General features: G+C 59.7%; 16 protein-coding genes and 1 riboswitch. Of the genes, 8 read left to right on the top strand and 8 right to left on the bottom strand.

Annotated elements, in window-relative coordinates; genetic code table 11:
- Positions 1–71: 71 nt before the first annotated feature.
- From A6U86_RS14775 to A6U86_RS14740, 8 genes are all read right to left on the bottom strand, one after another.
- Positions 72–1,484, bottom strand: a complete 1,413-nt coding sequence (locus A6U86_RS14775) for a cytosine permease (protein WP_068393948.1) — start codon at positions 1,482–1,484, stop codon at positions 72–74.
- Positions 1,485–1,987: 503 nt separating this feature from the next.
- Positions 1,988–3,799: an allophanate hydrolase gene (gene atzF, locus A6U86_RS14770; protein ID WP_068392402.1), complete on the bottom strand. Its 1,812-nt coding sequence runs from the start codon at positions 3,797–3,799 to the stop codon at positions 1,988–1,990.
- The gene (gene uca / locus A6U86_RS14765; protein ID WP_068392401.1) at positions 3,799–7,335 is read right to left on the bottom strand and encodes an urea carboxylase; all 3,537 of its coding nucleotides are present in this window, start codon (positions 7,333–7,335) and stop codon (positions 3,799–3,801) included. Before uca ends, atzF begins: the two co-directional genes overlap by 1 nt.
- Before the next feature lies 1 nt (position 7,336).
- Positions 7,337–7,987 (bottom strand): urea amidolyase associated protein UAAP2, encoded by a 651-nt coding sequence (locus A6U86_RS14760; RefSeq protein ID WP_068392398.1) that lies wholly within the window; start codon positions 7,985–7,987, stop codon positions 7,337–7,339.
- A gap of 15 nt (positions 7,988–8,002) precedes the next feature.
- Positions 8,003–8,821: an urea amidolyase associated protein UAAP1 gene (locus tag A6U86_RS14755; RefSeq protein ID WP_068392396.1), complete on the bottom strand. Its 819-nt coding sequence runs from the start codon at positions 8,819–8,821 to the stop codon at positions 8,003–8,005.
- A gap of 2 nt (positions 8,822–8,823) precedes the next feature.
- Positions 8,824–9,645: an ABC transporter ATP-binding protein gene (locus A6U86_RS14750; protein ID WP_068392394.1), complete on the bottom strand. Its 822-nt coding sequence runs from the start codon at positions 9,643–9,645 to the stop codon at positions 8,824–8,826.
- Entirely contained in the window at positions 9,642–10,460 is an 819-nt protein-coding gene (locus A6U86_RS14745) for an ABC transporter permease (protein WP_068392392.1), read from the bottom strand. Before A6U86_RS14745 ends, A6U86_RS14750 begins: the two co-directional genes overlap by 4 nt.
- Positions 10,461–10,521: 61 nt before the next feature.
- Positions 10,522–11,595, bottom strand: coding sequence for a putative urea ABC transporter substrate-binding protein (locus A6U86_RS14740; RefSeq protein ID WP_068392390.1), 1,074 nt, complete (start codon positions 11,593–11,595; stop codon positions 10,522–10,524).
- 76 nt (positions 11,596–11,671) lie between these two features.
- Positions 11,672–11,786: riboswitch (guanidine-I (ykkC/yxkD leader) on the bottom strand.
- A 229-nt stretch (positions 11,787–12,015) separates the two neighbouring features.
- On the opposite strand from A6U86_RS14740, the gene A6U86_RS14735 reads away from it, so the two are divergent.
- The 8 genes from A6U86_RS14735 to A6U86_RS14700 all read left to right on the top strand — a co-directional run bounded on the left by A6U86_RS14735 (position 12,016) and on the right by A6U86_RS14700 (position 19,847).
- Positions 12,016–12,402, top strand: a complete 387-nt coding sequence (locus tag A6U86_RS14735) for a nuclear transport factor 2 family protein (protein WP_068392387.1) — start codon at positions 12,016–12,018, stop codon at positions 12,400–12,402.
- A 152-nt stretch (positions 12,403–12,554) separates the two neighbouring features.
- Positions 12,555–14,201 carry an acetolactate synthase large subunit gene (locus A6U86_RS14730; protein ID WP_068392385.1) on the top strand — a complete coding sequence of 549 codons (1,647 nt, stop codon included), beginning with the start codon at positions 12,555–12,557 and terminating at the stop codon, positions 14,199–14,201.
- A gap of 267 nt (positions 14,202–14,468) precedes the next feature.
- Entirely contained in the window at positions 14,469–14,999 is a 531-nt protein-coding gene (locus A6U86_RS14725; RefSeq protein WP_068392382.1) for a nucleoside kinase, read from the top strand.
- Between the two features lie 351 nt (positions 15,000–15,350).
- On the top strand, positions 15,351–16,118 hold the full coding sequence (gene rfbF / locus A6U86_RS14720) for a glucose-1-phosphate cytidylyltransferase (RefSeq protein WP_068392381.1): 768 nt from the start codon (positions 15,351–15,353) through the stop codon (positions 16,116–16,118).
- Entirely contained in the window at positions 16,115–17,197 is a 1,083-nt protein-coding gene (gene rfbG, locus A6U86_RS14715; RefSeq protein ID WP_068392375.1) for a CDP-glucose 4,6-dehydratase, read from the top strand. The genes rfbF and rfbG overlap by 4 nt, the downstream gene beginning before the upstream one ends.
- A gap of 4 nt (positions 17,198–17,201) precedes the next feature.
- Positions 17,202–17,999: an aldolase/citrate lyase family protein gene (locus A6U86_RS14710; protein WP_068392373.1), complete on the top strand. Its 798-nt coding sequence runs from the start codon at positions 17,202–17,204 to the stop codon at positions 17,997–17,999.
- 65 nt (positions 18,000–18,064) lie between these two features.
- Positions 18,065–18,769 carry an SDR family oxidoreductase gene (locus A6U86_RS14705; RefSeq protein ID WP_068392371.1) on the top strand — a complete coding sequence of 235 codons (705 nt, stop codon included), beginning with the start codon at positions 18,065–18,067 and terminating at the stop codon, positions 18,767–18,769.
- Positions 18,753–19,847 (top strand): 3-dehydroquinate synthase family protein, encoded by a 1,095-nt coding sequence (locus A6U86_RS14700; RefSeq protein ID WP_068392368.1) that lies wholly within the window; start codon positions 18,753–18,755, stop codon positions 19,845–19,847. The genes A6U86_RS14705 and A6U86_RS14700 overlap by 17 nt, the downstream gene beginning before the upstream one ends.
- Positions 19,848–19,849: the final 2 nt, after the last annotated feature.

Raw genomic sequence — 19,849 nt, 5'->3', positions numbered from 1 at the left:
CTAGTAGCAGTCGGTTTTTCCGGGCCAGGATGGCCGCCCATGTTTGACGGGCGGCCACAACCGTTTGAGGATTACTTCTGGGCTGTAGCAGCAGCGTCCAAGATCATTTCGCTCGGCGCGATTTTCGCGTTGCGCTGCAGGAGGTAATAAGCCACCGCAGTCACGAGGAGGCCGACGGCCCATGAAATGTCGGCGTCGTTGAGCATGATTGCAATCGGCCCCTCATAGAGCGGCTGATTGAGAAGCGGTATCTGAACCACCACACCCAGGATGTAGCATCCCAGAGCAGTCCAATTATACGCACCGTAACGGCCGTTTGGATCGTAGAGGGCGGGAATATCCACCTTCTCCTTCGAGATGAGATAGTAGTCGACGAGATTGATCGCGCTCCACGGGACGAACACCGCCAGCAGCATCAGGACGAAGTTCTTGAATGCCGAGAGAAAATCCGAGCTTGCCAGCACCGCGATCAGCACCGACAAAACAACGAAACCGATGATATAGGCCGCCCTGGCGCCCTTGGAGATACGGGTCTGATTGCTGAACGAGGTGAAGGTCGTGAGGATCGCCATGAACCCGCCATAGGCGTTCAGGCAATTGATCGTGAGCTTTCCGCAGACAATGACGAGGTAGACGAGAATTGCGCCTTGGCCCGCCAGCGTTCCAAGGAAACCGACCTGGTTTGACAGGAATTTCGCGCCGAGAGCAGCGACAAGCACGCCAAACGTCATGGCAAGTTGCGAGGCGAGCGCCGAGCCGAACAGCGTATAGAAAAACGCTTTGCCATCAGCCGTTGAGGACGGAAGATAGCGGGAGTAATCGGCAACATAGGGCGCATAGGTAAGCTGCCATCCGGCAGACAGCGAAACGGCGAGCAGGAAGGTCGCGACCGTTGCGGGTTTTTGCCCGAAGGCCGAGTGAATGTCGTACTGATGAAACAGCTGGTAGGCCAGATAGGCAAAACCGATGATGCTGATGACCGTGGCGATCCGTCCCATTATATGGATGACCTTGTAGCCGACGAGCGCGATCACGCAGGTGAGCACCCCGAAGACGATCATGCCGACGGCCGGATTGGATGAGCCAAGCAGAAGATTCAGGGCTTGGCCAGCAAGGACGGTGCCCGTTGCGGCAAAGCCCAGATACATCAGGATGACCAGAAGCAGGGGGAGGGTCGCGCCTTTGACGCCGAACTGCGCTCGGCTGCTGATCATCTGAGGCAGCCCAAGACGAGGACCCTGCGCCGAGTGAAGCGCCATCACGATCCCGCCAAGGATATTGCCGATGGCCAGCCCGATGATTGCAGTCATCGCCTCCGCTCCGAAGACGACAGCCAATGCGCCATCGAGTACCGCCGTGATCTGCAGGTTTGCTCCGAACCAGAGCGTAAACTGGTCCCGCGGAGAACCATGCCGCTCGGCCTCCGGTATTCTGTCGATTGTTCTGCGTTCAGCGAGCCCATCGCTCGTTTTGACACCACTCATTATGCGCTCCTCCTGGGGGAATTCGAAACTCACAACCCGTTTTATATAAATGAAGAAGACATTTTGTATATACATTTTGCCTGGGCAGGCGCCCTCAATCTTGGCTCGCTCTGTACATGTTCTTCGAGAGGTTTCGTTCCAACGGCGCCAGCATATGGACCATCGCGACTGTTACCACATTTTCTTGTCGCACGGTTGAGCTGGGTTGAGGTCAACGCGATTCTAGACAATTCAAGGTTGCGGAAATACTCCTGTGCATGCTCATAAAACACAGCAGTCGCAAAGCAAGAGCCGGCCACACACGGGTGTCGCCGGCTCGAATAGCTTCAACACGATTGTCAGCCAAAGGCGGCTATCAGCGAAGATCTGCTACGCGCATCATTTGCGCTTGATGATCGCGGCGGATCGCCATGCGCCGATCGCGGAAGTCCTGGCGATCAGCCCTTGGCAGATAAGCTGCTTCGTCCTTGTCAACAATTTCCGCATGCCGCTCTCTCCTCAACTCAGGCTGTCGGATTGGCGGCGTGAACGTAGTTCCGCCACCCGCCGAATTCGGTAATCTCCCGCGCGCCGGTGATGGCATGGACCTCGCAGAGAAAGCCGGAAATGCTACTTCCATCGTCGAGCGTGATTTTGCCCACGCCGAGGGGTGCCGGAATATTCTGGACGAAACGAGCGAATGCCGCAGGGGGTAGGGCCCAGACCTCGACCTCCACGCCCTTGCCCGCAAAACCAGGATCACGCACCAGACCCGGCTTGGGTGGGGTGGTGTCCGGAAGCGCGAAGAGACGATAGCTACCATCCGTCCGGCAAGTCTTCACCCGATATCCGCCCGGTCCGGTCAGTTGGTGGTTGAGCGGCATGTCCGTGAGATGCGCGCCGACGACAACGATCGGCGCGAAGTCGTCACCCGCCGGCGCTACACGGCTTGACTCGGGCAGCGCGGCGGTGCGGTCCTTGCCCATGCCCGCATTCAAGGCGCGGTGCATGGCGTCGGCGAAGGGAGCCAATGCCTCATCGGTGAAAGCGGGGCCGACAAGCATCACGCCGGCGGGCAGATGACCGTTGGCATCAAAGCCGGCGGGTATGGCGATCGCCGCGCAGTCGAGCAGATTGGCGAAATTGGTATAGCGGCCGAAATGGCCATTCTTGACGATCGGATCGGCTCGCATCTCCTCGACGGTGTAGGTAGTGGGGGAGGTCGGCAGCATCAGGAAGTCCACCTTCTCCCATTCCACCTTCGTCCTCTGCCGCAGGGCTTCAAGCCTGTAGCGCCCCTCGAAGGCGGCGACGGCGTCATAGGCCTTTGCCCCTTCGATGATGGTCCGCACCGTCGGGTCGAAATCGCCGGCATTCGCCGCCAGAAAATCCTTCACCGCCGCCAGCCGCTCGGCGACCCACGGGCCGTTATAGAGCAATTCGGCCGCCTGCCTGAAAGGCGCATAGTCGAAGGGTACGATAACCGCACCCAGCGACTTCGCCCGCTCGATGCCGGCGTCATAGAGAGCCTCGACTTGCTTGTTGCCGTAGAACTCCCGTTCAGCGCCAACGAGCACGCCGATGCGTGGGCCTGACGATGGCAGGCTTGCCGGCACGGCTTGCCGCGAGAATGGATCCCGGACGTCATAGCCTTCCATGATCCGACGCACGGCAATGCCGTCCCCGACAGTCGCGGCAAAGACGGTGACGACATCGACGCTGCGGCAGGCCGGCACCACGCCGACGTTCGGCACCAGCCCCGGCGTCGGCTTGATGCCGACGAGATTGTTGAACGCCGCCGGCACACGGCCCGAGCCCGCCGTGTCGGTGCCGAGGGAGAAGCTTGCCAATCCGCTCGCAACGGCAACGGCCGAACCGGAGCTGGAGCCGCCGGAGACATAGTTGCGGTCGAATACCGAGCGCGGTGCACCATGCGGCGAGCGCGTGCCGTTGAGGCCGGTTGCGAATTGATCGAGGTTGGTCTTGCCGATAACGACAGCACCCGCCGCCTTCAGCCGTGCGACCACCGTTGCGTCCTCTTCAGAATGGTAGGCGAAGGCCGGGCAGCCGGCTGTTGTCGGCAGTCCGGCGACGTCGATATTGTCCTTCACCGCGAAAGGAACGCCCCAAAGCGGCAGGCTGTTCGGTACCGGAGCTTTTGCCAAAAGCTCGCGGGCTGCCGCGCGCAGATCACCGTCCGGTGTCATGGTGATGAAAATCGCCGGATCGTCCGATGCCTTGCGCCTGGCGATGATCTCCTCCACCAGGTCGAGGGGCGACAGACCTGCCGCATAGGCAGCTTTCAGCGAAGCGAGGTCGAGAATGGTGGGAAGCATCAGATTTCCTCCAGTATGACGAGCACATCGCCAGCTTTGATATTGTGTCCTGGGCCGGCGCGCAGATCGCGAACGCGCCCGGCGGCGTGTGCTGTGACGTTGATTTCCATTTTCATGGATTCGATGATGGCCAATGTATCGCCGGCCGCAACCGGCTGGCCCTCTTCGACGAGTATTTTCCAGACATTGCCGGGCACGGCACTTTCGATACCGAAGCAGCCTTCGGGTATGTCGCCGCCCAATCCGGGGCCGCCACCTTCGTCAACGGTGAAGCTGTCGAGGCCGAGTTCCTTCCAGCGCTGGCGTTCCGCTTCGAAGGCCGCCTGCTGCCTGGACTTGAAAGCGCCGATGGTAGCCGCGTCGCGGGCAAGCCCTGCTTCATAGGCACCGTAGGAAAATTCCGTCTCCTCGATTTTAACCGGATAGCCGCCATGCGGGAAGGCGGCACGGGCCTCGGTCAGCTCCTCATGAGTGACAGGAAAGAAACGAACCTGATCGAAGAAGTTCAGCAGCCACGGTTTGCCCTCTGAAAAGACCGGCGTCTGCCGCCAGCTGTTCCAGACCTGGATGGTGCGGCCGAAAAGCTGGTAGCCGCCCGGTCCCTCCATGCCATAGATGCACATATAGGCGCCGCCGATGCCGACGGCGTTTTCCGGCGTCCATGTGCGGGCCGGATTGTACTTCGTCGTCACCAGTCGATGGCGCGGATCGACCGGGGTTGCGACCGGCGCGCCGAGATAGACATCCCCGAGGCCGAGCACCAGATAGCTGGCATCGAAGACGATGTCGCGAACGGCCTGCTCATCGGGCAAGCCGTTGATGCGGCGAATGAACTCGATATTGGACGGGCACCAGGGCGCGTTCGGGCGCACGAGTTCCTGATATTTGCGCATTGCGAGCTCGGCGTCCGGATCATTCCAGGAGAGCGGCAGATGAACGATGCGGCTCGGGACCTTGACCTGCTGCGCGGCCGGCAGGCTTGCCTCGATCTCGGCCAGCAGACCCAGCAGACGCATTCGCGTGAGCGCGGTGCCGTCATAATGGATCTGCAGCGATCGGATGCCGGGTGTCAGGTCGATAATGCCGGGTAAACGGGCCTCGATGATCGCCTGCATCAGCAGGTGCACCCGCAGGCGCAGCGCAATATCGAGGGTCATCACGCCATATTCGACCAGCAGATTGTCATCGCCCTGGCGTCGATAGACGACGGGTACCGGGCCGCTCTCGCTCTGGCCGATGACTGCCGATCCCGCTTCATCGCCGATGCGCTGCACCACCGGACCGGCAATGGGATCTTGCGCACGTGCGGCCGGATGAAAGCGGATTTTGTCGCCGGGCTTGAACTGCCCCATCTTCCATTGCTCGTCGCGCGCAATGACGGCAGGGCAGACGAAGCCGCCAAGGCTTGGGCCATCCGGGCCAAGAATGATCGGCATGTCGCCGGTAAAGTCGATGGCTCCCACAGCATAGGCGTTGTCGTGAAGATTGGAGGGATGAAGGCCGGCTTCGCCGCCATCGCTGCGCGCCCATTTGGGCGCGGGGCCGATCAGGCGTACGCCGGTGCGGGCACTGTTGAAATGCACCTCGTATTCCGTCGAGAACAGCGCCTCGATATCATCTTCCAGAAAGAAATCAGGCGCGCCATGCGGACCGTAGAGAACGCCGACCTGCCAGCTTCGGCTCAGCGGTGCTGGGGAAGCGGCCGCCTTGGCCCGCAGTTGCGGAGCGCGTGCCAGTCGCAGCACATGGCCGGTCTGGAGCGTGCCGGTGGCGTGGCCCCCAAATTTCCCGAGGCCGAAGGTCGCTCTCGAGCCGAGCATGACGGGGGCTGCAAACCCGCCCGCAACGGCAAGATAGGATCGCTGGCCCGCACCCTCTATTGCGCCAATGGCAAGCGTCTGACCTGCCTTGATGGTGACGGCTTCGTCATGCGGCAGAGGGAGGCCGTCGAGGCTCATCGGCATGCGCGCGCCCGCGAGCGCAACGGTGATGTCCGAGAAGATCCTGAGTATCGGTCCGGATACGGTGAGTTCAAGGGCCGCCGTCTCATCTGCGTTGCCGACGAGCCTGTTGGCATGGCGGAACGAGCGCTCGTCCATGGGGCCGCTCGGCGGCACACCGACATGCCAGAGGCCCAGTCGTCCGGGCAATTCCTGAATGCTCGACTGCGCGCCCGGCGCCACCACTTCGATGATATCGGGCACGAAGGCGAAATCCTTGAGTGCGGTCGTCGCCACATCGCCGCTCGACAGCAGATCCGATCCTGCAATCGCCTTGAGGTATTCGAGATTGGTTTCGATGCCGGCGATTGAACTCTCGGCAAGCGCATGTTGCAGCTTCTCGATTGCGGCCGGCCGGTCTTCGGCCGCGACGATCACCTTGGCAAGCATGGGATCATAGAAGGGCGTGACTTCCGTGCCCGTTTCGATCCAGCCGTCCACGCGCGCATTCGCCGGGAAGATAACTTCGGTCAACAGGCCGGCGCTCGGCCGGAAGCCGGCATGTGGCATCTCGGCATAGATGCGGGCTTCGATCGCAGCGCCGCTTGGCTTCAGATCCTCATTGCCCGATATCACATCCTCGCCAGCCGCTTGGCGGATCATCCATTCTACCAGGTCGATACCGTAGACGGTCTCCGTGACCGGATGTTCGACCTGCAGGCGAGTGTTGACCTCCAGAAAGTAGAATTCCTCGCGCAGCGGATCGTAGATGAATTCCACCGTCCCGGCGGATTGATAGCGTGCGGAGGTGCCGAGTGCCACGGCCGCGGCATGCAGGCGCTCTCGTACGGCCCGCGAAAGACCGGGGGCGGGGGTTTCCTCGATCACCTTCTGGTTCCGGCGCTGCAGCGAGCAGTCACGCTCGCCGAGCGCGATCACCCGTCCTTCGCCATCTCCGAAGATCTGCACCTCGACGTGGCGGGCCTTGGAGACGAAGCGCTCGAGAAAGACGCGCGCGTCGCCGAAGCTTGCCTTGGCGGTGCGCTGCACGCTTTCGAAGGCAGACTTCAGACTATCGGCATCTTCGCAAAGCTGCATGCCGATACCGCCGCCGCCCGCTGTCGATTTCAGCATGACTGGGTAATCGATCTCCATAGCGGCTGCGAGCGCGGCTGCGCTCGTCTCCACAAGACCGCTGCCGGGCAGCAGCGGCACGCCGCTCGCTCGCGCCAGCTCGCGCGCCGTGTGCTTCAGGCCGAAAGCAGCAATGTTTTCCGGCGTTGGGCCGATGAAGACGATGCCTTCCGCGGCCAGCCGCTCGGCAAAGCCGATGTTCTCCGACAGGAAACCATAACCCGGGTGCACGGCTTCGGCGCCCGTTGCCTTGCAGGCGGCGATGACGGCCTCGACGTTGAGATAGCTCTCGGATGCCGGCGCGGGGCCTAGTCTTACGGCCTCATCGGCCATCAGCGATGCCTTGGAAAAGCGGTCGGCGTCCGAATAGACGACGACGGAGGCGATACCCATGCGTTTCAATGTCCGGATGATCCGGACGGCGATCTCGCCTCGGTTGGCGATCAATATCTTCTTGAACATCTCAGGCCTCACCATCCCAGACGAGAACCCGGATCGGCGTCGGATCGAAGCCGTTGCAGGGATTGTTGATCTGCGGGCAGTTGGAAATGACGAGCAGCACGTCCATCTCCGCCTTCAGCTCGACATAGTCTCCCGGCGCTGAAATGCCGTCGACGATCGTCATCTCGCCTGATGGTTCGATCGGCACGTTCATGAAGAAATTGATGTTGGGCACGACATCGCGCTTGCCCATGCCGTGCCTGGAGACCTCCAGAACGAAATTGTCGCGGCAGGCATGGAGATATTTCGTGCCGTGGCCGAAACGCACGGTATTGCTCTCGCAGGAGCATGCGCCGGCCGAGGTGTCATGACGCCCGCAACTGTCGGCGCTCATGGTCAGCATCACCCGTCCTTCATTGGAGACGATGCGAGTCCCTGTGGTGATATAGGCTGCACTCTGCTCGCGCATGGTGTCCTGGCTGGAATAGCGCTCGGAGTGATCCTCAGCATTGTAGAACAGCGTATCGATTGCCTGCTGGCCGTAACTATCCTCGATGCGCAGGGTCTGGCCCTCGCGAATGATGGTCGAGAAGGGTGCTTCGGCAGCAATCGAGTGATCCTGCACTGTGTTCTCGAGGGTGCGGCTGGATGCAGTCTGGATGAAAGTGGTCATGATATCGCTCCTCGCTCAGATCGCCGCCAGCGCGTTGTTTTCAAAGCCGCGCACGGCTTCGGCGGTTGCCGTCCGGCAAAGGTCGTCGGCGCTTGGTTCGAGCGCGCCGATGCGGGTGACTGTTACCGGATTGGGCCGATAGGCAGGGTTGGGGTCGAGCGGATGCGGGCAATTGGAGAGGCCGACGATCATGTCCATCTCGGCGCGAAGCTCGATATAGTCGCCATCTTGCAGCAGGTCGGGTTTCCACACGAACTTGCCGGCCGGATCGACGCGGACCGGAGCAAAGAGCGAAAGCGCCGCCGGGATATCCCGCCTGTCGAGCCCGGCCTTGGTTGTGAGCAGAACGAGGTTGTCGCGGGTGTTGCGCGTGCCCTCGCCATATTTCGCGAGATTGGACGCGGCCGTGGAGCCGCCCATCAGGCAATCATGGGCGCCGGACGAATCTTCCGTCACGGAAAACATCACCCGGCCCATGTCGGAGAAGATCACCCGGCCTTTCGACAGGGCGGTGGTCCACTGCATCTTCACCGTATCGGGCAGGTTCAGCCGCTCGCTGGTATCTGCCGCATTCCAGGCGACGAGCGAGACGGTCGAAAAACCCTGCTGCAGGGCGATGCGCAATGTCTCGCCGTGCTTGATGCGCGTCGACCAATACCAGCCGCCGGGAATGATCTCCTCGTGAACGATCAACGCCGCGTCGATCGGCGGGGCGGGAAGGGGGCTTGGAGCCGGCAGTGCCTTCGGCGCGAATTCGAGGCCCTTCCTCTGGTGTTCCTGATAGCGCGCGCGATTGGCGGCGATTTCTTCCGGCGAACGTCTGATATGTTGCATGACTAAATGTCTCCCAATGGTGCCAGGTCGTCCCGGCTATGCCCCAGGGAAGTGACCGGGCCGTCCCGGTCGGGGCTGAAGATCGAGGCTGCGCCGGCAATGCGCGGCGGCCAGATGGAAATGTCCTTGGTGATGGTCGCGCCGTAGCGCTCCTTTTCTTCCGGCCGGTCGCGGCGGCGCTCGAAGGCGACGACGCGGGTGGCGAGCGTGAAGGCCTCGCGCATGTCATGGGTGACCATGACGACGGTCATCTGTGTTTCGTGCCATAGCCGCTTCATCAGTGTATGAATTTCGGCGCGGATGCCCGGATCGAGCGCACCGAAGGGCTCGTCGAGCAGCAGCACCTTCGGCCGCATGATCAGTGCCTGGGCAAGCGCGAGGCGCTGTTGCATGCCGCCGGAAAGCTGGGCCGGGTACTTGTTTTCCGCGCCGGCCAAGCCGACTTCTGCGATCAGCTGACGGGCTTCATCGAGGGCGCTCCGGCGCGCCGCACCGAAGAGCCTCGCCTTGTAGCGCGAAGCGGTGAGCTCCTTGCCGAGCAGGACATTGCCGAGCACGGTCAGATGCGGAAAAACCGAGTAGCGTTGAAAGACGACACCACGATCGGCGCCGGGCTCTGACGGCAGCGCGGCGCCGTCGAGAAGGATGTTGCCCCTGGTCGGTTGTTCCTGTCCCAAGAGCATGCGCAGGAAGGTCGACTTGCCGCAGCCGGAGGGGCCGACCAGCGCCACGAAGGCGCGGGAATCCACGGTCAGCGACACGTCCTCGAGCACGATCTGGTCGCCATATTCCTTCCAGACCTTTTCGATCCTGAGCTCGCTCATGCCTGCTTCTCCAGTTCCGACCAGGGGAAGACGGCGATGCGAATGCGATCGAGCAGATAGTTCATGAGCACGGCGAGCAGCGTGATCCAGACGACATAGGGAAAGATCACGTCCATCGACAGGTATCGGCGGACGAGGAAGATGCGGTAGCCGAGGCCGGCGTCCGAGGAGATCGCCTCAGCGGCGATCAGGAACAGCCAGGCCGGACCGAGCTGCAGTTTCAGGCAGGTGATCAGCCGTGGCAGGATCTGCGGCAGCACGACGCGAAGGGCGATCTGCCAGGAGGAGCCGCCGAGCGTTTCGGCCTTGACGATCTGCTCGCGCGGCAGTTCCAGAGCCTTCAGGGCCAGATCGCGTATCATCGTCGGGGTGACGCCGATGACGATCAGCGCGATCTTCGACGTCTCGCCGAGGCCCATGGCGATGAAGAGAATCGGCAGAAGCGCCAGCGGCGGCACCATCGAGATGACGGCGACGAAAGGCGAGAGCAGGGCCCTGAGATAGGGCAGCATGCCGATGAGCATGCCGATGCAAAGTGCGATCGCCGTCGATATGCCGAGCCCGGATAGCAGCCGCACCAAGCTTGCCCCCGTGTCTGACCACAGCAGATAGTCTCCCGTGCGCGGATCGGCGATGAAGGCCATGCGGTTGATGGCGTCGGCAAAGCCGGCGAGGCTGGGTAGCAGCTTGTCGTTGGCATTTACGGCAAGTCGTTCAGCCGAGCCGATGGTGTAGGCGATAATCAGCAGCGCGAAGGGCAGCAGCGTCAAGGCAAGCTGCGCGCCCGGGCTCGGCCTGGTGTTGATCCAACGCATGGGAGTGCTCCGAAGATGAAGGAACGGGGCGGCGCCATCGCGCCGCCGGTGGGCCTTTTGCTCAGAGCGAACCGTCGGCGGCGGCCTTCATGTAGGTCTCGGTGAAGCGCAGCTTGATGTTGTTGCCATCACCGAGAACCTTGTCGTCCGGCATTTCGATGCCGATGACATCGGCGGAGGCAGCGCCACTGCCGAGCAGGCCCTTCTGGAACAGGAAGTTGCGAACGAGATCCATCGTCTTGGGCAGGCTCGGCGATGCGGTGAAGGCAACGGCGTCAGCCGGCTTGTCGAAGAGCTTGGTGGCAGCCAGCTGCGCCTCAAAGCCCTTGAGATCGGTACCTGAAGCCGCGCCCATCGCCTCGCGGGCGGCCTTGCCTTCCGGCGTGTCGGCCTTCATCAGCGCTGCCGTTTCGTACCAGATGCCGGCGAGAGCCTTGCCGAAGTTCGGATTGTCCTTGAGCACATTGCTGTTAGCGACCATCAGATCGATGATCTCGCCCGGCACCTGTGAACTGTCGAACACCTTCTTGGCGGTGGGATCTTCCAGGATGGTCGAGACCAGCGGGTTCCAGGTGACGACGGCGGAGACATCCGGTGTCTTGTAGGCTGCGACCATGTCGGCGTCCGAGGTGTTGGCCACCTTCACGTCGCGTTCGGTCAGCTTGATGCTGTCGAGCGCGCGGGCGAGCAGGTAATGGGAGACGGAATATTGTACAAGATTGACGTTCTGGCCCTTGATGTCAGCAAGGCTGGTCTTGTCCTTGAGGATGACCGCGTCATTGCCGTTAGAGAAGTCGCCAACGATGACGGCGGTCGTGTCGACGCCGCCCGCTGCCGGGATCGAAAGTCCGTCCATATTGGTGAGCGTCACGGCATCGAAGGCGCCTGCCGTGTACTGGTTCATCGACTCGACATAGTCGTTGAACTGGGTGACCTCGATGTTGATGCCGTATTTGTCGGCCCATTTCTTGACGATGCCGTGGTCGGCGGCGTAGCCCCAGGGCATCCAGCCGACATAGATCGACCAGGCCACCTTGAAGCTGGTCTTGGGTGCGGCACTGGCGGCGGAACCAAGGCCGAGAGCCAGCGACATCGAAAGAGCGGTTACGGAAAGGATCTTCGAAAAAGTCTGCATAGAAATTCCCCTTTTGCTTTTTTCATCAAAAGGGATCGGCAAAGACCATCGCGCCGCCAATCCCTTGGCTTACGAGGTCTCCCGGGCTTTTATCCCGCCGTGCACCCGGTGGGATTTCTCCCCCAACCGGTGGCAGCTCTCGGACCAGTCACGCTCCCTACGGAAGCGCCGGAACCCTAGCCACCAACTCGGCAGAGGAGAAGCAAACGGCATGCCAGATTGTAACACATTGATTTTATTTGATTGCCTATTGATCTTCGGCCTGCTGAAAGCGAGGATAGATCCAGTTGCGCGAAAATTATGCAGCCCATGATGAGCAAATCATCAGCAGAGTTCCGCAGGCTCTGAGCCACAGACAGCAAGACATCGCCGTATTCCAGAGTGAGTTTGGATTGCCGAAATCGTCAATGGGAGGCCAATATGGACGATCGAACCTTACGCGTGGCGTTGGAACGCCATTGGGATGCTTCCGATGCGAGCGATTTCGAAATCGAGCATGACATCTACCGCGAGGATGCCGTGCTCCACTATCCGCAATCAGGCGAGCGGATTCGCGGCCGGCGCAACATTCAGGAAAGCCGATTTCTCCAACCCAATAAAAAGCGCTTCACGGTGCAGAGGATTATCGGCAGCGGCGATTTCTGGGTCACCGAATTCGTGCTTTCCTATGACGGTATCCCATCCTATGCGGTGAGCATCATGGAGTTCAGCGACGGACTGGTGGTGAACGAGACACAATATTTCGCTGATCGCTTTGACGCCGCACCGTCGCGTGCCCATCTTGTTGATAGGGCAGGTGAGACCTGACCGTCTCGGCTGCATCCGCAGAGGAGAATGCTGAGGGGCGGCTGGGAATGGTGCTCAACCCGACAGCGTGTTGGACGCTCGAAGAAGCCAGCCTCTAGCGTCCCCTTCGCCTCTCTCGTAGACTTCATTCAGGCAACAGCAGGACAATATCCATGACCAAAGGCTCCGATCTTTTAGTTGCGGCGCTGGAGAACGAAGGTGTCGACCGCATTTTCGGCATTCCCGGTGAGGAAAACCTTGATGTGGTTGAATCGATCCGCAAGTCGTCGATCGAACTGGTCCTCACGCGGCACGAACAGGCAGCAGCTTTCATGGCGGCGGCCTATGGCCGGCTGACAGGAAAGCCCGGCGTTTGCCTGGCGACGCTCGGGCCGGGTGCGCTGAACCTCTCGACGGGTGCCGCCTATGCGCTGCTGGGCGCCATGCCTATGGTGATGATCACCGGCCAGAAGGGAATTCTTTCCTCCCAGCAGGCGCGTTTTCAGGTGGTCGACGTCGTGGCATCGATGAAGCCGCTTACCAAGTCATCCCGGCAGATCGTGTCGCCGCTATTGATCCCGACCATGGTCAGGGAGGCATTCCGCATCGCCATGGAGGAGCGGCCCGGACCCGTGCATCTCGAGCTGCCGGAAGATATCGCAGCGGAAGAATGCCGCGAAGTGCCGCTTATCGCTCCGCACCAGCTTGAACTGCCAACTGCAAGCGACGCGGCGCTGGACCGTGCTGCGGAGCTTATCATCGCGGCCAAGCGACCGCTGCTGATGTTCGGCGCGGCCGCCTCGCGCCCGCGTTCGACGTCCGATATCGGCCAGTTCGTGATCCGCACGCGGATACCGTTCTTTACTACGCAGATGGGCAAGGGAACGGTCCCGGGTGGGACCGAACTTTACATGGGAACCGCCGCTCTATCCGAGCGCGACTATGTCCACGAGGCCATAGAGCAGGCGGACCTTATCGTCACGATCGGCCATGACACCGTCGAGAAGCCACCATTCATCATGGGCAAGGGTGGGCCGAAAGTTGTCCACATCAGCTATCAGCCGGCGACCGTCGAGCAGGTTTACTTCCCGCAATTCGAGGTAATCGGCGATATCGGTCCATCGCTCAGTGCATTGGCGGATCGGCTCGAAGGCAAGTTGCCGAATGCCCAGGCTCTGGTTCATCTGCGCCAGCGCATTCTCGACCGCATTGGCGCAAGGGCAACCGAAGACCGCTTTACACCGCAGCGCATCGTCCACGACATCAGGGAAGTCATGCCGCATGACGGCATCCTGGCGCTCGACAATGGCATGTACAAGATCTGGTTCGCACGAAACTATCGGACGCAGATGGCGAACACTCTGCTGCTCGACAATGCTCTTGCAACCATGGGCGCGGGCCTGCCGTCCGCGCTCGTTGCATCGATGATTTATCCGGGACGGCGCGTTATGGCGATCTGTGGCGATGGCGGCTTCATGATGAACTCGCAAGAGCTGGAAACCGCCGTACGGCTGAAACTCAACCTCGTTGTCCTCGTCATCGAGGATAACGCCTATGGAATGATCCGCTGGAAACAGGCCATCGAACAGTTCCCGGACTTCGGAATGACGTTCGGCAATCCCGACTTTGTAAAATATGCAGAATCATACGGCGCCAGGGGCACCAGGGTCGATGATATCGGCCAATTCAAGCAGACCCTCGAAAAGGCATTTTCGGACGGAGGCGTCCATCTGGTGAATATTCCCGTCGACTATTCGGAGAACGAACGCGTTCTGGTGAACGAGCTTCGCGAACGCCTTCCGATGATATTGGAGGACTGAAGAGCCGTTTGACGAAGGCTGATGCGATTTGGCGCATGCGTTCTGGAGGTCGCCAATGAGCCAGCGATTAGTTCCATAACATAGATTATCTGACTTCCTGATTGGTGTCGGTACATTCTATTTCCAAGCGCGACTAGCCACAGACCAAGCGCGACCGCCCTCGCCGCACAGTAGAAACCGGTCGTTCTGGAGCGTCGGAACTCCACGTGTCATTCACACTTTATATATACGCGCCAAGAAAAGTGCTGTTCATCCATCGAGGACAAAATGGGCGTCAGAAACTATCTGGTCGAAGGCATATCCGGATCGGGCAAGACTTCGGTCGCCACCGAGCTGCAACGGCGCGGTTACCATGTGATCCACGGTGACCGCGAATTGGCCTATCGGGGCGATCCCGAAACAGGCGAACCTTTGGACGGGTCAGCGCTTGAACAAGGCGTTCCGGATGTGGCCTTCGCGCATAGGCATCACATTTGGGATCTCGGCAAGGTCAGATCCCTGTTGGCCGATCAAAGCCACCCGATCTCCTTCTTCTGCGGCGGTTCAAGGAACTTCCATCACTTTATCGATCTGTTTGACGGTGTTTTCGTTCTCGAGATTGATTTGCATACATTAAATACCCGGCTTGCCAGCAGGCCAGCAGACGAATTCGGCGGAAAACCGGCCGAACGAGACTTGGTGATGCGACTGCATGAAACGAAGGAAGACATTCCCAGGAATGCTGCGACCATCGATGCCACAGCACCGCTCGACCGCGTTGTCGACGATATTCTGATGAGGTGCACAGAGGCCAGCTAGGAGCTCGCGCGCCCTGGGCCAATTTCTTGCCGAGAGCACCAAAGTCGGCTGACGCGATCAACCTGCCCGCACCTTATTTACAACCTTAGGGGGTGCATCAGATCCAGGGCTGCGCTGCGAATCCTGAGGGATTGCATGGCTCATTTAGGTGTGGAGCAAGCCCCCAAGGCATCAACCAAAACCCGGTTCCGGGCTCCCTGCCCTGACGATGCCGTTGACTCTCACTCTGATGAAAAGTAGTAAGACTCCGCGTTAAATTAACCCGTGCTAATGGCATAAGGCACGATATTTGTGGCATTTATCGATCCAAATGTGATCGACGTGGATTGAGTGCTGATGTCAGTAAATCGCATGCAGACAGTGATTTTGGCGGGTGGACTTGGGACAAGAATTTCCGAGGAATCCGCGCTTCGCCCTAAGCCGATGATCGAAGTTGGCGGCCGGCCGATCCTCTGGCACATCATGAAGATCTATTCGTCCCATGGGTTGAATGACTTCATCGTCTGCTGTGGCTACAAGGGCTATATGATCAAGGAGTATTTTGCGAATTACTTCCTTCATATGTCTGACGTGACGATCGACATGGAGAACAATGTCGTGGAGGTTCATGCCAAGAAGGCCGAGCCTTGGCGCATTACACTGGTGGATACCGGTGAAGCGACGATGACCGGCGGACGCCTGAAGCGAATCGCCCCCTATCTCACCGGCGATTTCTGCATGACTTACGGCGACGGAGTCGGCTCTGTGGACATCACGAAATTGGTCGAATTCCACAAGGACCATGGAAAGCTTGCAACCATGACCGCGGTCCAACCGCCAGGTCGCTTCGGTTCGCTCAACATCCAGGGTACCGCCGTAACGTCGTTTCTGGAAAAGCCCGTCGGCGACGGGGGCTGGATCAATGGTGGCTTTTTCGTCCTGTCGCCCGATGTAATCAACCGTATTGCCGGCGATGAGACTACCTGGGAGCGGGAACCCCTGGAGGGGCTGGCTCGCGATGGCGAGCTCAGGGCTCATTTCCACGATGGTTTCTGGCAGCCGATGGACACGCTGCGCGACAAGAACAATCTTGAGGAAATGTGGCAGAGCAAGAAAGCTCCGTGGAAAATCTGGCAATGATTGATTCCACATTCTGGCGGGGAAAACGTGTTTTCCTGACGGGGCACACCGGCTTCAAGGGAAGCTGGCTATCCCTTTGGCTACAAGAGCTTGGCGCAGTGGTGACCGGCTTCTCCCTTGAGGCGCCAACAAAGCCGAGCCTGTTTGAAGCGGCCAATGTCAGTGCCGGCATGACATCCGTGATCGGCGATGTTCGCGATGCGCAGGCGCTGTCGGAGGCCGTCGCGCGCAGCAAGCCGGAAATCGTCATTCATATGGCGGCTCAGCCGCTCGTTCGCTATTCCTATGATCATCCGGTTGAAACCTATTCGACCAATGTCATGGGACTTGTGAACCTTTTCGAAGCAGTGCGCAGGTCCCCCGGCATCCGCTCCGTGGTCAATGTGACGTCCGACAAGTGCTACGAAAATCGCGAATGGCCCTGGGGTTATCGCGAACAGGAAGCCATGGGCGGGTATGACCCCTATTCATCGAGCAAGGGCTGCGCCGAGTTGATCACCGCTGCCTACCGCCGCTCCTATTTCAACACCGATACCTATACGCAGCACGGCATTGCTCTGGGCAGTGCGCGCGCCGGAAATGTTATCGGCGGTGGGGACTGGGCACTCGATCGCCTGATCCCGGATATCATGCGGGCAATTTCCGGCAACAGGACCGTGGTGATCCGCAACCCGCACGCCATTCGGCCATGGCAGCATGTGCTGGAACCATTATCCGGCTACCTTTTGTTGGCCGAACGTCTCTACAAGGACGGCCCTGCGTTTGCGGATGGCTGGAATTTCGGCCCGTCCGATGACGATGCAAAGCCGGTTCAGTGGATCGTCGAGTACCTCACCAAGGCATGGGGAGAAGGTGCTTCCTGGGAGCTGGATTCCGTTCAGGGCCCACATGAAGCCACATTCTTGAAGCTTGACTGTTCAAAGGCAAGAGCGTCGCTCGGCTGGTCGCCTGCCTGGCGGCTGAGCGATACGCTCGACAGAATCATCCAATGGTATAGAGCCTCCGTTCAGGGGCAGGACATGCGTTCGACCACCATTTCTCAGATCAACCAGTATCAACAGGCTCTTAGGGAGATTTAAGACAATGAACAATTGCGAACGCGAGATGCTCGATCTCTTGAAGTCGCTGCGCCAGGAATTTGGTGCGGTTTCGGTCAAGGCAGAGTTCGAAGCTGAAGGCACGCGAACCGACGAATTGCTTCGTCTCATCGATTTGGCTCGCCGTGCGGACCTCAAGGTCGGCTTGAAGATCGGCGGCTGCGAAGCTGTGCGCGACCTTATCGAATCCAAGCAGTTCGGCGTCGAATACATCATCGCACCGATGGTCGAAACGCCTTACGCTCTGAAGAAGTTCATCGAAGCGAAGAACAAGGTCTATACCGACGAGCAGAAGCAGGACACGAGCTTCCTGTTCAACATCGAGACGATCACGGCGTTCAACAATCTGGAAGGCCTTGTTAAGACGGCAAAGGGCACAGACGGCGTCCAGGGCGGCGTTTTCGGCCGCGTCGACTTCGCTGGATCGAACGATATGCCCCGTTCGTCCATCAATGAATCCGGTGTTACGGACTATGTCATCAAGTCTGCCGAAGCACTGAAGGCTGCTAATCTGGAGCTGGTTGTCGGCGGCGCAGTCGCCATCGAATCTCTGCCGGAACTGAAGAAGATCTACGCGGTGCATCTGACCCGCTTCGAGACCCGCAAGGTCATCTTCCAGGGCGCGGCTCTCGACAATCCGAATATGGCTCGGGGCCTTGAGAAGACCGTCTATTTCGAACTGCTCTGGCTGAAGAACAAGCGCGACTACTACGGCTCGATCCAGATCGAAGACGCACCGCGCATCAAGATGCTCGAAGACCGTTGGTCCCAGCTGGCCAAGTAATCCAAAACACGGGTAGAAATGAGAGCCTCGCCTCGCGGCGAGGCTGAAAACGGGGGCAAACCGGCGTGAGCTATACGATCGCGATCTTTGGTGCGAGCGGCGCAATCGGCCGGTCCCTTTGCAACTGGCACCTCGAAAGACAATGTTCGGTCGTGGGCATAGCCAGGCATATAGATGCCGACGCCGACCCGCGGATCCATTGGGTAAAATGGGATCCGTGCCATGAGCCCATGCCGGACGCCAAGCTTGGCCTGGCGCCGATTGATGCGGTCATCTGGGCTCAAGGCATGAACCTCAACGACAATGCCCGCAGCTTCGACGCGGAACTGCACAGACGCGTCTACGACGCCAACGTCGTTTACATACTTGCCAGCCTGAAGGCGCTCCTCGATAGCGACCTCCTCAGCAAGACGGCCCGACTGGTGGTCATCAGCTCGATCTGGCAGAATATAGCGAGATCGAACAAGCTTACCTATGGTGTCACCAAATCGGCGCTGCTCGGCCTCGTTCAATCCTTGAGCCTTGATCTCGGCGCCGAGGGCAAACTGGTGAATGCCGTTCTGCCGGGAGCTCTGGATACGCCCATGACCCGCGCAAATCTTTCCGCCGAACAAATTGGCCGGCTGGAAGGCATGACGCCCCTGGGATCCCTCCCCGCTCTTTCGGATGTCTGCAATCTCGCAGGCTTTCTCTGCTCACCCGAAAATACTGGCGTCACGGGCCAGTTCATTGCCGCCGATAGAGGTTTCTCGCATGCCAAAATCCTTTGATATCTCGTCGTCGACCGGGCGTTATACTGTCGAGGTCGGCACTGGGCTGCTGACCCGCACCCTCGAAAACAATCCGAATGCCATCATTATCTGCGACCGCAACCTCTCCGGTCACCTGCCCGCGACAGCCATCGATCCCATCTTTATCGAAGCGGTCGAGTCTAACAAATCGCTTGAAGCAATCCCCGGCGTCATCGTCGCCCTGCGGCAGCGCAACGCCAATCGGAATACCCACCTCGTGGTCATCGGTGGCGGCATCATCCAAGATATCTCGACCCTGGCGGCGTCCATTTATATGCGCGGCATCAGCTGGACCTATCTGCCGTCCACAGTGCTCGGCATGGTCGATTCGTGCATCGGCGGCAAATCCTCGATCAATGTCGGCGGCTACAAGAACCTCGTCGGCAATTTCTACCCGCCCCGCGACATTCTGATCGACACGGCATTCATCAACAGTCTCGATGCGGAGATGGTGGTAGGCGGTCTCTATGAGGCGGCCAAGATCTGCTACGCGCGCAGTTTTGAGGATTTCAACGAATATCTCGGCAACAATCCCGGTTATCCATTGACCGAAGCCAACGCCGAAGCCGTGATCCTGAAATCGCTCACGACGAAGAAGTGGTTCATCGAAACCGACGAATTCGATAATCGGGAGCGGCTGCTTCTGAATTTCGGCCACACGTTTGGGCACGCGATGGAAGCGGCGACGAATTTCGGCGTGTCGCATGGTATAGCAGTCGGCGTGGGAATGCTGATCGCCATCAACTATGCCACCCGCCGTGGAGAAATGGATGCCGTTGGCATCGAGCGGACCCGGCAGCTTGCGAAACATGTCAAGTCGATGCTCGGTCATGGTGAAGGATCGGTCGTCCCCAATCCTCCGGTGATACCGATCGACGTTGTTCTGGAGAAATTCAGCCACGACAAGAAGCATCGCAGCGATGGTTACAGAGTGGTGATCCCAAGAACCGGTGGCGCGCTCGAACTGGTGTCGCAACCACGCAGCGACGAGGTGCATTCCGATATTGCCCTGTCCTATCGGGAGGCGCTGAAGGACATCGGCTGGAGCTTCACCTGAGC

This window comes from Rhizobium sp. AC27/96, assembly GCF_001692325.1.
Taxonomy (GTDB): Bacteria; Pseudomonadota; Alphaproteobacteria; order Rhizobiales; family Rhizobiaceae; genus Rhizobium.
The sequence above is the reverse complement of the archived record's forward strand: the minus strand, read 5'-3'. Positions and strand labels throughout refer to the sequence as shown.